Genomic DNA, 13,217 nt, shown 5'->3' on the forward strand with positions numbered 1-13,217 from the left:
CTGCGTAGATCGGGTAAGGCGCAACGAGATCGGTACACGTCAGGAGCGACCGGAGAAACGGACTCGGCGACGACCGCCCGTGCCGGGGCGAGGACGCGGATAGGCTGACTGCCATGGATTTCGAGGACATCTTCACCGCGGTGGCGGTCGCATTCGAAGCGCTCGGCGCTCTGGCCATGGTCATCGGCTTTCTCATCGCGCTCGTCCTCGGCGCGCGGTCGCTGTCACGCAAGGAATCCGGAAGCGACGCCTTCTCGATCCTCCGGACGACCCTGGGCTCGGCCATCCTCCTCGGCCTCGAGATCCTCGTCGCCGCAGACCTCATCAGAACGATCACCTCGAAGCCCTCGATCGAGGACGCACTGATCCTCGGCATCATCGTGGTGATCCGGACGGTGCTGTCGATGTCCATCCAGATAGAGATCGAGGGCACGCTGCCGTGGCGGCGGGCTGTGCTCACCAACGGCGGTCAGCTGCTCGGCGAGGCGGTGGCACGGGACGCGGCCGCGAGTCGTGCGGCCAAGGAGTCGTGATCGGCTGAGGCACGACAGCAGTGGCGACCGCACTTCGCAGCGACGCATAGTGGGAGAGGACGGTCGACATCCCCGGCCGTCGCACAGATGGGAGCTCCGACCATGACCACGATCCGCCGCGCACTGATCCTCGTCGACGTCCAGAACCAGTACTTCGACGGCCCGCTGACGATCCAGTACCCGCCCCGAGACACGAGCCTGCAGAACATCGTTCGCCTCATCGACCACGCAGAGGCCGAGGGCATCCCGGTGGTGGCGGTCCAGCACACGTATCCGGCCGACGCCCCGGCGTTCGCGGAGGGTTCGCCATCGTGGGAGTTGCACCCGGAGGTGGCTGAGCGGGCGACACCGTCGTGGAAGCGGGTGCGCAAGAACCTCGGCAGCGTGTTCGCCGGTACCGACCTGGCGGACTGGTTGCGGGCCCAGGACGTGAACACCGTGACGTTGGCGGGTTACATGACGAACAACTGCGACCTGGCCTCCGCCACGGGCGCCGAGGAACTGGGCGTAGCCGCCGAGGTGATCTCCGATGCCACCGGCGCCATCCACATCGCGAACGCCGCCGGGAAGGCCTCGGCGGAGCAGGTTCACAACACGCTGATGGCGATCCTCAACTCCAACTTCGCCGCGGTCGCCACCACCGAGCAATGGATCGAGGCCAGCGCCGGGCGAGCGCCGCTCGACAAGGACAATCTGGTCGCATCGGCGGTGCAGGGACGGGACGCGTTCGGAGACTGACCCCTGGACTTTCCTCGCCGAACCCACCTCATCCGGCGCCCACCCGGGACGTCTATGCCGATCGGCATAGAGTAGCGTGGACCGAGTTATAGCGGTCGTCATAGTGCGTGAGGAACCTGACATGCCCACACTCGCCGAACTCGTGTCGGGTTTCGACCCGACCTCTGAATTCGTTGTGCCCACACAGTGGACGCAGGGTCGTACTGCCTACGGTGGACTGACCGCGGCCATGTCGGTTCTCGCCGCGCAGCTGACCGAGGGTAGGCCGCTGGCACCGCTCAAGTCGGCGCAATTCCTGCTCAGCGCGCCGGTCGTCGACTCCGCGACGTTCACCGCACGCCGGCTCCGCGAGGGGCGGTCGGCCTCGAGCGTGGCCGTCGAAACCGTCAGCGGGGGACAGGTCGCTGCGCACGCGTCCTTGATCTTCGCGCAGCCGCGTCCGAGCGCGATCAGTCATGACCATGTCGGTGCTCCCGAGGTGCCGGCACCCGAGGAATGCGCACCGTTCGGCGACGCGTCGGCGCCCCTTCGCCCGGCATTCGTCGACAACATCGAGATGGTTCGGGCGGGCGGCACGGTCCCGCTGGCCAACGACGGGGATCCGCGGTTCCGCGCCTGGGTGCGGCATCGCGGCGCCGAGGGAGTCGATCCGGCGGTTGCTCTCGTCGCGCTCGCCGACGCCCTGCCGCCGGCGACGACGGCCGCGTTCACCGAGTGGGCACCGGTCAGCACGATGAGCTGGTCGCTGCACATCTGCACCGACGACCTGCCGAAGCCGACCGACTGGATGCTCCTGGAATCATCGAGCACCTTCACCCGCGACGGCTACTCCCATCAGTCGATGACCCTGTGGGACAGCGCATCGCGTCCGATCGTCCAGGCTTCTCAGACGGTGGCACTGTTCGCCTGACCACCCCCAGGGAGTCGTATGACGTTGTGCCCGGGTTACGGGCACAACGTCATACGAGAGATTCCACCGAGCAGTGCGGCGTTCAGCCGCCGTGAGATTCCCTGAGGGCCCGACCCTTCTCGATGTCCTCCTGGTGGATCTTCTCGTTCTTGTCCGAGACGGTGGTATCCCGAGGCGGCAGCTGTAGGCGCTCCTCGGCAGCCATGCCCGCCTGGAGCTGACGGCCACGCTCGAGTTCGGCGTCGAACTCCGCACCGAAGAGCAGGGCCAGGTTGGTCAGCCACAACCACAGCAGGAATACGATGACACCCGCCAGCGCGCCGTAGGTCTTGTTGTAGCTGCCGAAGTTCGACACATACAGCGCGAACGCCGCGGAGGCCACGATCCAGGTGACGATCGCCAGCACTGCCCCGGCACTGATCCACCGGAACTTCGGCTGCTTCACATTCGGTGTGGCCCAGTACAAGACGGCGACGATCACCACGACGAAGACCAGCACCACGGGCCAGCGGACGATGTTCCACACCGTGAGAGCGGTATCGCCCAAGCCGATCGCATCGCCGATGGACCGCGCTATCGGCCCACTGACCGCGAGCATCAGGGCGACGGCGGCGGCGAGGATCAGGGCCACGAGCGTCACCAGCAGCATGGCAGGTCGAAGCTTCCAGATCGGACGCCCCTCATCGACCTCATACATGCGGTTCATCGCGCGCCCGAAGGCGCCGACGTACCCCGATGCCGACCACAGAGCACCGACGAGACCGAGCACCAGGGCGAAGCCGGCACTCGGCGCGGACACCAGTTGCTCGACGGGTGCGCGCAGGGTGTCCACCGCGTCCGACGGCCCCAGATCCTCGACCATCGTCAGCACCGCGTCGACCGTCTTCTCTCCCTGCCCGAAGACGCCGAGGAGAGAGACCATGGCCAGCAGTGCAGGGAACAGCGACAGCACCGAGTAGTAGGTGAGTGCGGCCGCAAGGTCGGTGCACTGGTCGCGAGAGAACTCGCGGGCCGTCTTGCGCAGCACGAACATCAGCGACGGTTTGGTCAGATCGGTGGGCGAATCCGGCTTGCGTGGATCGTCGGGATCGGCCTGAGTCGGGTCATCGTCGACGTCCCGACCGGTCTTGTCGATGGTCTGCTCGTCCTTGCTCATACCCCGGTGTAGCCGCCGGATTCGCAGACCAAACTCCCCGTGCCCTGACCAGGCGAGACGGGGGGAGCGTACCGGCGGTGGCGGTCAACCCGCCGAGGCGACCTCACGTGACAGGGCGAGGTCGCGACCTGCGGCGCGCGCGTTCTCCTCGGCCTCGAGCTCGAGTTCGGCCGCGACCTCGGTGAAGGCGTCGAGTGCAGGATTCACCCCGACGAGCGTGAACTGGCGTTTGACGACCCGGAGATCGAGGCCCCAGACATCCTCCAGCACGCGGCGCAGCCACGGCGTCGAGTGGTCCCAGCCTTCCTTCGGTGTCCCCGGGTCGTAGTTGCCACCCTGGGTCGTGACCAGGACCGCGGGCTTGCCGCGCAGCTCGGCCGGGTCGACGCCGATCCGCGGGTCGGTCACCGTGAGGTCGTACCAGGTCTTGAAGTGTTGGGACACACCGAAGTTGTAGAGCGGAACGGTGAGCAGTAACGCCTCGGCACCGATGACCTCGTCGGCGATCTCGGCGGCGAGGGCGACGGCCTCGCGCTGCGGATCGTCGCGGTCGGCCGGCGGGACCGTCCCGGCGATCACAGCATCGCGCCAGGCGGTCGCGGGAACAGGATCGGTCGACAGGTCGCGTCGTATCACCGTCGAGTCCGAGTGTGCGCTGGTCCATTCTCGTTCGACGAGTTCACCGAGTGCGCGGCTCGCCGACGTGGAGGGGAAGATGCTGGCATCCAGGCGGAAGAGGGACATGCGATCTCCTCGAGAGTGACTAGGTATTTAGAAGTGACTAGTCACAAGGTAGTACTGTCGTCGTTGGAACGCCAGGGGTACGACTAGGATGTGTTCGATGTCCGAAATCTCCGCGCCCGACCACGAGCCCCGCACATGCGACGAGGCGTTGCGTCGCGCGTTCGGGTTTCTGGGAAAGCGGTGGAACGGCATTCTCATCGCGACACTCATGAACGGACCGGCGGGGTTCGCCGAATTGCGTTGCGCAGTCGGAGGAATCAGCGATTCGGTGCTGTCCGGCCGACTTTCGGAGCTCACCGAGGCCAATCTGGTCGAGCGTCTGGTGGACCCGGGACCGCCGGTATCGGTGTCCTACGAGCTCACCGAATCGGGACGCGCACTCATGCCGGCGCTGACCGCCCTCACCGCTTGGGCGTGGGAGAACCTGCCGCCGTCGGCGACAGAGTAGCTCCAGGAATCAGGCGGCCCGACACACCTCGTCGACCACGCCCTGCAGATCGCCCTGGATCATTCTCGTCAGTGCGGCGGGCGTCTCGTCCTTGAAGTCGACGAGGTCGACGGGGTTTCCGAAGGTCACCATCGGACGAGCCCGATCACCGTGGGGCGGGTAGGCAATACCGGCGGACACCAGCGTGACATCGACACCGGCTTTCAGCGCACGGTAGGCAATGTGGCCGATGCCTGTTCCGAGCTTCTGCAGCCGGGTGACGTCGCCCTCGTTGCAGGTTCCCTCCGGGAAAACGGCGATACTGTCGCCACGGACCATCCGCTCGACGCAGACACCGAACATCTGCCGACCGGCTTCCGCGGCGGCCCGGACACCGTGATCCTTCTGGCGGAAAACCGGGATGCCGCCCAGGGTGTCGATCTTGCGTCGCTGTTCCGGATCCTCGAAGAGTTCGTCCTTCGCCAGCACGCGCATGTGACCGATCCGGGGGCGGAGGGGCGAGCGGAAACCTGCTGCCGCCAGCACCAGCGGATCGCGCTCGGACACATGGTTGGCCGCGATCAGCAAAGGCTTTTCGCTGCGGACCGCACGAACCAGCCGATCGCGGGCGGTGAACCGCACGACGGGCCGGATCTTGGCGGCGAGCACCCCGTACATCAACTTCGCGCGCACACGATCCTGCTGGTGATCGAGGTAGTGCGCGTATACGGCCTCAGACTGGGTGAGCTCTACATCCACGTAAGTTACGGTACCGTAGGTTAGCGTTCCTGCCCAAAGAACGACGAAACCCGGTCGGTCCGTCGGCGACGAAGAACCGCAGGTGACGGGCTTGCACTACGTGGGGCAGTGATCAGTCAGGCACCACGACGGCTCGGCCACGTAACTCATTCGCCGCCAGCCGCCGGTAGGCCTCGACGCCGTCATCGAGTGAGAACCGCTCGACCGCAACCTCGAGAACACCATTGCGTGCGAGATCCAGCACCTCGATGAGTTCGTCACGTGCTCCCCAGTACGGCGCCCGTACCGACACCTCATAGGGCTGGGTGAAGAAGCCGACCTTCGCCGCAGCGACCATGTCCCCGATGCCGACGATCACCACGTCGCCCATCGTGCCGACGACGCCCATCGCGATGTCGAGAGTGGGTTGCAGGCCGACGAAGTCGAAGACAGCGGTCGCACCGTCGTTTCCGGTGATCTTGCGGACGCTTGCGACGGCATCCGCATCGGAGAGCACCACCTCGTGAGCCCCGACCTCGCGGGCGAACTCGAGCTTCTCGTCGCTCACGTCGAGGGCGATGACCCGGGACGGGGTGAGATGGCGAAGCAGCTGGATCCCGACATGCCCGAGACCACCGGCTCCGATGACCACCGCCGTCGTGCCCCCCACGAGCTTTGGAAGCGAGGGTTTGATCGCGTGGTAGGGAGTGAGGCCGGCATCGGTGAGGGGGACCGCGGCCACCGGGTCGAGATCACCGAGGGGAACCAGGTGCCGCACGTCGTCCACGAGTAGGTACTCGGCCATGGCGCCCGGGTTGCCGAGCCCCGGTGGTGTGATGCCGAGTTCGCCGGCCCGGCTGCAGTAGTTCTCCAGTCCGCGCGAGCAGAAGTGGCAGACCCCGCACCCCCAGGCTCCGTACACGGCCACCGAGGTGCCCTCGGAGATTCCGGTGACGCCGCTACCGGCCTCGGTGACCACGCCGACCCCTTCATGGCCGAGTGTCATCGGCAGGGGATAGGGGAATCCTTCTTCAGGCAGGTTGAGGACGAAGTCGTCGGAATGGCAGGCCCCCGCTGCGGTCACCTTCAGCAGCACCTGTCCCGGGCCGGGCGTGGGCTTGTCGACCTCACGTAGCTCCGGCGGCTTGCCCGGCTGGATGATCTGAATGGCCTTCATGCGCACACCTTTCGACCCGGCGGAGAGGGAACCCGTCTTCCGGTCTACTCGGTCGGTCGTCAGGGCAAGCGTCTTCTGGCGAACTCGGCACGATCCTCGCGGCGTCGTGGTTCGGTGTTCACCAGCGGCGGGACGGATTCCTCGCCGCGCATCGCACGCACTGCCGCGCCGCGGGGAGCACCTCGAGACGCTCGGGATCGATGATCTCGCCGCACGTCTCGCAGCGACCATAGGCTCCGCGACCGACCCGTTCGAGAGCAGCGTCGATCTCGTCCAGACGAACCCGCGAACGTTCGAGCTGGGCCACCAACTGGCCACGCTCGACGGCGAGCGTCGTCCCTTCCGGATCGTGTTCGTCGTCCGAGGCGGCGTCGGCGGTCGCCTCGATGACGGCGGCCAGGCGAGCAGACAACGACTCGATGAGGGCCGCCGTTCTCTCGCGTTCGGCGGTCAGCGATGCTTCCGATTCGTGCGGGTCGGACTGGGTCACGACCGCACCCGGGTGTGTCGTCTCACGGATCCATTTGTACGCCGCAGGTCTGACGATCGCGTTCACTCATGAACGTCGCGGAGACCGACGGCGCCGCGCAGCCCGGAACAGTTGACGCACCCCACGCAGCCGACGCAGTTCGTGCAGCGGACGCAGCCGACGCACCCGGCGCATCGCCGGCACAGCAGACAGGCCACGACACCGACACTGCCGGCGACCCCGAAACTGATTGCGGTGGCGAAACTTCCGGCGACGAGCAGACTGGCCATCGTCGCCGCCGAACCCGTCACGATCGCGCTCGCCACCGTAGCCGCCGAGGAGCTGACACCGGCACTGGACACCGTGCCGACCGACCCCGCCACGGCAGCGCTCGCGACGGTGCCGACCGAACCGGCCACCGCCACACTCGACGTGGTCGCGATCGAACCGGCGACCGCAGAGGAGTTCACGGTCGAGGGTGATCCGACGACGGAAGCCTCATCGCGGGCGAGTGTCCACATGGGTCCATGGTCGCGCAGTCCCAGCACGCACACAGGGGTTCGGTGACAACTCACCGGTGTTCCGCGGAACGCTCCCGACTCTCAGGTCCCGCAGAACGTCTGGAATGACGAAGTGAACTCGTCCGACGCGGGGGCGGTGTACTTGACCCGGTCGACGCGCCGCTCGAACGGGTGCGTCACCACGTCGAGCAACTCCTGGAATGGCGCGAGGTCGTCCTCGTGCGCGGCACGGAGCGCGGCGTCCACCATGTGGTTGCGTGGGATGTAGAGCGGGTTGACGCGGTCCATCGCGTCGGCGGTGGTCTCGTCGGCGCGGTCGTGTTGTGTGAGCGTTTCTCGCCATCGCGCGAGCCAGGGCGCCGAGACCTCCCGTGGGAGGAGTTGGTCGAGGGGAGCCGTTCGTCCGCGGAGTTCATCGGCGAGCGCACGGAAGGTGCCGGTCCAGTCGGCGCGGTGTTCCGCCATCAGGGCCAGCAGGTCGTCGATCAGTGCGTGGTCGACGAAGGTGTCGGCCAGGCCCAGCTTGGCGGACAGACCTTCGTTGAGGTGCTGTTCGTAGAGACTGTCGAAGGTGGACAGGGTGGCGGTCGCGATGGCGATCGCGTCGTCCGGTGTGGGGCTGATCAGCCTGAGAAGTGTTTCGGCGAACCGTGCCAGGTTCCATTTCAGGACGGCGGGTTGGTTGCCGAAGGCGTAACGCCCGCCGTGGTCGATGGAGCTGAACACCGCCGCCGGGTCGAAGGCGTCGATGAATGCGCACGGTCCGTAGTCGATGGTTTCGCCGGAGATGGTGGTGTTGTCGGTGTTCATCACGCCGTGCACGAAACCGACGAGCATCCACTGGGCGACGAGGCGGGCCTGCCGTTCGACGACGCGCTCCAACAGCTTCGCGTAGCGGTTCCCGCCGCCGGTCGTCGGCAGATCGGTCAGGTCGGGGTAGTGACGGGCGATCGCGTAGTCGGCGAGGGGCTGCAGGATGTCGCCGTTGCGGGCGGCGAACTCGAAGGTGCCCACCCTCAGGTGACTCGATGCGACGCGGGCGAGTACAGCCCCGGGCTCGACGCCGTCGCGGTGGACCCCGCGCCCCGTCGCCACCACCGACAGGGACCGCGTGGTGGGCACACCGAGGGCGTGCATCGCTTCGCTGATCAGGTACTCGCGCAGCATCGGTCCGACGACTGCGAAGCCGTCTCCACCTCGCGAAAACGGTGTCGGGCCCGAACCTTTCAACTGCAGGTCGACACGGTGACCTTCGGTGTCGAGCAGTTCGCCGAGGAGAAGAGCCCGACCGTCGCCGAGTAGCGGGGCATATCCGCCGAACTGGTGTCCGGAGTACGCCGTCGCCACCGGCCTGCCGTCGGCGGGCACGGCTGCGCCGGCAAGGATCGCAACGCCGTCGTCGGAGCGCAAGGTCGCAGGATCGATGCCCAGCGACGCAGCGAGCTGATCGTTCACGACGAGAAGCTGCGGATCGGGCACGTCGGCGCCGCGCCACTCGACGGTGAGCGGCGTCAGCTCGTCGGCGAAAGTGCTCTCGAAGCCGGTGATCGCGTCGGAGGTGCGGGCGGGGGAGTCGGTGGCAGCCACTCTTCGAGCGTAACCACTTGTCGCGTCGTCCGACTTTCGCCGATCGCTAGAGGGCGATGGAAGCGCCGCAGATGCCGCAGGACTCGAACTCCCGGCGCCCCCAGCGGGCGATCGGGATGAAGAACACGGTGAACTGCTTGAACTCCCGCATACGGGCCCACTGGGTGGTGTTGTGGCAACGGGGGCAGGTCCGGGTCTGTCCCGCGCCGAGTTGCTGCTGTTTGGGGCCGTATCCGAAGAGGAAGAACACTCCGTCATCGTAGGCAGGACACCGGCCGACGCGTCTGACTCGGATCGACACCGGACACCCATCAGTCGCACGCGTGTGCGAACATGTACGCGTGAGCTCGCAGAAGAGGACCGGCCTGACCGCCGGTGACCTGGAATCTCTGTCCGCGGCACTCGCGGCCGGCAAGCGTGTGACCGTCTACCTTCGTGACCCGATGCCGTCGCTCGGACTCGACGCCGGAACATCGGCGCGTGTCCTGTCCATCGACGGTTCGACGGTGACGGTCCGGCCCAAGGGCGTCGACGATCAGTTGCCCTTCGAAGCCGACGAACTGCAACGCACACGATCCGCCGCCGCACCGGCCAAGTCCGCTCCGCGTGCCGCCAAGACCGCGGTTGCCGACCAGACGCCGACTCCGGCGACCCGACCTGCACCGACACCGAAAGCAGCTGCAGTGGAACCGAAGCCGACACCCGAGCCCGCTCCGCGTCCGGAGGCCACGCCGGCTCGATCGGCCACGCCGAAGCCGGCTCACCCGAAGGCTGCACGACGGTCGAAGACCTCGACAGCTGCGGTCAGCGTGACCATCACGTCAGCGGGGGAGAGCACCTGGACGGTGTCGGTGGCGCACGGCAGCAAGAAGGGCAAACCCGCCGAGGTGACCGCGGACCGCGTGGCCCGCGCCATGCAGGAGCTGGGTGACGACGCCGCGATCACAGCGGTGGACGAGGTCATCGAATCCGCGCGCGAAGCCGCGCAGAGGAAGATCGAGGAACTGACGCGCGAACTCGAGAATGCGCGAGCCGCACTCGCTCACCTCGATGTCGGGCCCACCGAGAGCTGACTCGTCGTCATCCCGCCGGCGGGGCGAAGAGCTCCAGCGCGATGTTGTCCGGGTCGCGGAACGATATTCCTGAGCCGTAATGGGCGTGCTTGATGCCGCTGTGCGGGATCCCGGCTTTGTCCAGACGCGAAACCCACTCCTCGAGTTCGGACTGAGTGCAGGCGAACGCGATGTGATCCAGTCCCACGTTCCGTTCGTCGAAGCCGGCTGTGTCCGGCCCACTCGAGGTGTGGGTGTGGAGTCCGAAAAGTGTTCCGCCGTCGAGTGCGAAGACCGTGTGATGGAAATCCCCGGATTCTTCGTCCTCGTCCAGGACCGGTTTGGCGTCGAACAGTTTCGCGTACCAAGCGGTACTCGCAGCCAGGTCACTCACGGTGATGGCAACGTGGGTGAGAGCGGGAAATGCAGGCATCGGATGCCTCCTCCGAGGAAGGGCGCCGGATGGAACTCCGGGCACCGAACAGTTTATCGCCGGAGCTACAAACCAGACCGCTCGTTCTACCCGACCACGACCGATCAGGTGATCGGCAGATCGATCGGCTTGCCCGGGCACATCCCGTCGAGCGTCTGGCGAACCAGCGCGATCATCGTCGGGTTGCCCGGTTCGTCCTCGTGCGGTCCGCCGTCGATGGCGTCTTTCGCGCACACGCCACCGTCGAGGTGCCGGGCGGGTCGGCCCTGCGACGGTTCGTCGTCGGCGACGGTCCGCAGGGTTGTGTAGTCAACGCCGCCGGGAGTGTCGTCGCCTCGGTTGAGAGCGCTCAGGAAGGCGCCGGTCGGGCACATCTCCCCACCCGCGTGTAGCGGCAGGGCGCACGTCACCGACCAGCCGTATTGGCCGGTGCCCAGAGACACGTAGTTGTCCACGCGTGCGGCCCCGTTCAGGTACTTGAGGTAGTAGCGCGTCGACAGCCCGCCCATGCTGTGGCCGACGAGGTCAACCTTCGAGCCTGCGTGTCGGTGTAGCGCTGTTGCGACGATCCCGGCGATCACAGCGGCGTTGACCCTGTTCGTATCGCCGGGCAGTTTCGCGATATAGACCGGGTGACCGTCGGACTCGAGTGCGTCTCGCATCGGCTCGAAGACCGAGAGATCCGCTGGCAGAAGACCGCCCGCCGTCCAACCGTGGACGAGGATCACCGGGTTACGAGTGCCGGGGGCATCCGCCGAAGCGGCGGCGGAGAAGACAACCGAGACGGCGATCACCGAGACGATGGACAAGACCGACAATCGAACCGGTGGCCAAATGGCCGCCAACCGGCTGAACTGCTTCATGGTTCGTGACCTCTCCCTTCAGAGACGACCGTCGTCGAGCCGGGCGGGTGTGGGCGGCCATGGCAGTGTTCACGCCCGACTCCGCTGCCAGTATGGGTGGTTCACCACCGGTGACAACAGGTCGCCAACCCGCACTGACCAGACCAACGGCGTCAGGTCGAGGCCAAGCGACCCGACCGTTGCACGAATGTCATGTGCAGAGCTGACCGATTCGGGACACCGGCGATCCGGACGGGTGAACACTGGCTCCATGAGCCGGAGGAGATCTGCTGTCGCGGTCGGCGCCGCCACCACCGCGGCGGCGGTTGTCGTTCGCGATCTGTTCCAGCGCAGACATTCGTTGCTACGCAACTACCCCCTGATCGGGCATGCGCGTTACCTGCTGGAGACCGTCGGGCCCGAGCTGCGCCAGTACATCGTCGCCTCGAACGACGAGGAGCGTCCGTTCAGCCGCGACCAGCGACGTTGGATCTATTCCTCGTCCAAGAAGGAGAACAACTACTTCGGGTTCGGCACCGACAACGATGTCGAGTACACATCCGGTTACCCGGTGATCAAGCATCGAACATTCAATCCGGGTTCGGTGCCGGCCTCGACACCCGAGGCGGGCCACGAGGTCATGCTGCCCTGCGCGAAAGTCGTCGGCGAAGCGCGCCGGCGGAGGAACGCATTCCGTCCGGAGTCGTTGGTCAACATCTCCGGGATGAGTTTCGGGGCCCTGTCAGCGAACGCCATCGAGGCATTGAATCGCGGGGCCGCCCTGACGGGCGCGCTGCACAACACCGGCGAGGGCGGGGTCTCGCCCTATCACCGACACGGTGGCGACCTAGTTTTCCAGCTCGGCACAGCCTATTTCGGCTGCCGAGACGCAGAGGGACGGTTCGACCTCGCCCGATTGAGAGACCTCGTGGCCGAAGCCCCGGTCCGCGCCTTGGAGATCAAACTCAGCCAAGGCGCGAAACCTTGCCTGGGTGGTTTCCTACCCGGCCGGAAGGTGTCTGCGGAGATAGCCGCGACGCGCGGCGTTCCCGCGGGACGTGATTGCGTGAGCCCGTCACGGCATGCGGAATTCTCCGACGCGGACAGCATGCTCGATTGGGTCGAACTCCTGGCGGTCGAAACGGGACTGCCGGTCGGGATCAAATCCGCAGTGGGCGACATCGATGCGTGGTACCAGATCGCCGACCTGATGGCGGACACCGACCGTGGCGTCGACTTCATCACCATCGACGGAGGGGAGGGAGGCACCGGAGCGGCGCCCCTGTTGTTCTCCGACTCCGTGTCGCTGCCGTTCCTGCTCGGTTTCAGCAGGGTTTATCGGGTGTTCGCCGAGCGAAACCTCCACGAACAGGTCACGTTCATCGGAAGCGGCAAGCTGGGTCTGCCCGACAATGCGGTCCTAGCGTTCGCGCTCGGGTGCGACATGGTCAACGTCGCGCGCGAGGCGATGCTGTCGATCGGTTGCATCCAGGCCCAGAAATGCCACACCGACACGTGCCCGACAGGCGTCGCCACCCAGAACAACTGGCTCACACGAGGATTGGTGCCAGACGAGAAAGCAACTCGTGTCGCGAACTACATCACGACGCTGCGGCGTGACCTGGTCAAAGTGTCGCAGGCGTGCGGAGTGGAGCACCCCGGACTCATCTCGACCGATTCAGTGGAGATCGTCGACGGCAGACAGGGGTCCAGCCCGCTGAGTGAGGTGTACGGGTACTCGCCGGGGATGGGTCTGCCATCCGAGGCGGATCGCGCCGCGGTGATCCGATTGATGCTCGGCCAGGGAAGCGGCGGGTCGGCGCCGCCATCGGCAGCGGGCCCGAGCTGAAGAGAGCACCGGGTGACCATCCCAACCCACCGGTTCGGTCG

At 66.4% G+C, this 13,217-nt stretch carries 16 protein-coding genes; 6 read left to right on the forward strand and 10 right to left on the reverse strand.

Annotated features, from left to right (window positions below; all coding sequences use genetic code 11):
- The first annotated feature begins 113 nt into the window (after nt 1–113).
- The 3 genes from OK17_RS03300 (at nt 114) to OK17_RS03310 (ending at nt 2,181) form a co-directional block, all read left to right on the forward strand.
- A complete protein-coding gene (locus OK17_RS03300; RefSeq protein WP_232715314.1) occupies nt 114–533 on the forward strand; it encodes a DUF1622 domain-containing protein in 420 nt (139 codons plus the stop codon).
- Nucleotides 534–635: 102 nt separating this feature from the next.
- On the forward strand, nt 636–1,271 hold the full coding sequence (locus OK17_RS03305) for an isochorismatase family protein (RefSeq protein ID WP_461416658.1): 636 nt from the start codon (nt 636–638) through the stop codon (nt 1,269–1,271).
- A 121-nt stretch (nt 1,272–1,392) separates the two neighbouring features.
- Complete coding sequence (locus tag OK17_RS03310; protein WP_461416659.1) at nt 1,393–2,181, forward strand: thioesterase family protein; 789 nt, start codon at nt 1,393–1,395, stop codon at nt 2,179–2,181.
- Between the two features lie 82 nt (nt 2,182–2,263).
- Here the strand turns inward: OK17_RS03310 and OK17_RS03315 are convergent, their stop codons facing one another.
- The gene (locus OK17_RS03315) at nt 2,264–3,337 is read right to left on the reverse strand and encodes a YihY/virulence factor BrkB family protein (RefSeq protein WP_232715317.1); all 1,074 of its coding nucleotides are present in this window, start codon (nt 3,335–3,337) and stop codon (nt 2,264–2,266) included.
- Between the two features lie 84 nt (nt 3,338–3,421).
- The gene (locus tag OK17_RS03320; RefSeq protein ID WP_461416660.1) at nt 3,422–4,081 is read right to left on the reverse strand and encodes an FMN-dependent NADH-azoreductase; all 660 of its coding nucleotides are present in this window, start codon (nt 4,079–4,081) and stop codon (nt 3,422–3,424) included.
- Nucleotides 4,082–4,178: 97 nt separating this feature from the next.
- Here OK17_RS03320 and OK17_RS03325 point away from each other — a divergent pair, with 97 nt between their 5' ends.
- A complete protein-coding gene (locus tag OK17_RS03325; RefSeq protein WP_232715319.1) occupies nt 4,179–4,529 on the forward strand; it encodes a winged helix-turn-helix transcriptional regulator in 351 nt (116 codons plus the stop codon).
- Nucleotides 4,530–4,538: 9 nt separating this feature from the next.
- Here OK17_RS03325 and OK17_RS03330 read toward each other — a convergent pair whose 3' ends face one another.
- From OK17_RS03330 to OK17_RS03355, 6 genes are all read right to left on the reverse strand, one after another.
- Nucleotides 4,539–5,267 carry a lysophospholipid acyltransferase family protein gene (locus OK17_RS03330; protein ID WP_232715320.1) on the reverse strand — a complete coding sequence of 243 codons (729 nt, stop codon included), beginning with the start codon at nt 5,265–5,267 and terminating at the stop codon, nt 4,539–4,541.
- A gap of 112 nt (nt 5,268–5,379) precedes the next feature.
- Nucleotides 5,380–6,423, reverse strand: a complete 1,044-nt coding sequence (locus tag OK17_RS03335) for an NAD(P)-dependent alcohol dehydrogenase (protein ID WP_461416661.1) — start codon at nt 6,421–6,423, stop codon at nt 5,380–5,382.
- Nucleotides 6,424–6,541: 118 nt separating this feature from the next.
- Complete coding sequence (locus tag OK17_RS03340; protein WP_232715322.1) at nt 6,542–6,913, reverse strand: TraR/DksA family transcriptional regulator; 372 nt, start codon at nt 6,911–6,913, stop codon at nt 6,542–6,544.
- A 62-nt stretch (nt 6,914–6,975) separates the two neighbouring features.
- Complete coding sequence (locus OK17_RS03345) at nt 6,976–7,413, reverse strand: hypothetical protein (protein ID WP_461416662.1); 438 nt, start codon at nt 7,411–7,413, stop codon at nt 6,976–6,978.
- Between the two features lie 81 nt (nt 7,414–7,494).
- Entirely contained in the window at nt 7,495–9,000 is a 1,506-nt protein-coding gene (locus OK17_RS03350) for a protein adenylyltransferase SelO (RefSeq protein ID WP_461416663.1), read from the reverse strand.
- Nucleotides 9,001–9,046: 46 nt separating this feature from the next.
- Complete coding sequence (locus OK17_RS03355) at nt 9,047–9,250, reverse strand: zinc-ribbon domain-containing protein (protein WP_232715325.1); 204 nt, start codon at nt 9,248–9,250, stop codon at nt 9,047–9,049.
- 91 nt (nt 9,251–9,341) lie between these two features.
- On the opposite strand from OK17_RS03355, the gene OK17_RS03360 reads away from it, so the two are divergent.
- Entirely contained in the window at nt 9,342–10,073 is a 732-nt protein-coding gene (locus OK17_RS03360) for a DUF6319 family protein (RefSeq protein WP_232715326.1), read from the forward strand.
- A gap of 7 nt (nt 10,074–10,080) precedes the next feature.
- Here the strand turns inward: OK17_RS03360 and OK17_RS03365 are convergent, their stop codons facing one another.
- Entirely contained in the window at nt 10,081–10,485 is a 405-nt protein-coding gene (locus OK17_RS03365) for a VOC family protein (protein WP_232715327.1), read from the reverse strand.
- A 104-nt stretch (nt 10,486–10,589) separates the two neighbouring features.
- On the reverse strand, nt 10,590–11,294 hold the full coding sequence (locus OK17_RS03370) for an esterase/lipase family protein (RefSeq protein ID WP_461416664.1): 705 nt from the start codon (nt 11,292–11,294) through the stop codon (nt 10,590–10,592).
- 304 nt (nt 11,295–11,598) lie between these two features.
- On the opposite strand from OK17_RS03370, the gene OK17_RS03375 reads away from it, so the two are divergent.
- On the forward strand, nt 11,599–13,176 hold the full coding sequence (locus OK17_RS03375) for an FMN-binding glutamate synthase family protein (RefSeq protein ID WP_461416680.1): 1,578 nt from the start codon (nt 11,599–11,601) through the stop codon (nt 13,174–13,176).
- Nucleotides 13,177–13,217: the final 41 nt, after the last annotated feature.

The organism is Gordonia sp. GN26, assembly GCF_054823965.1.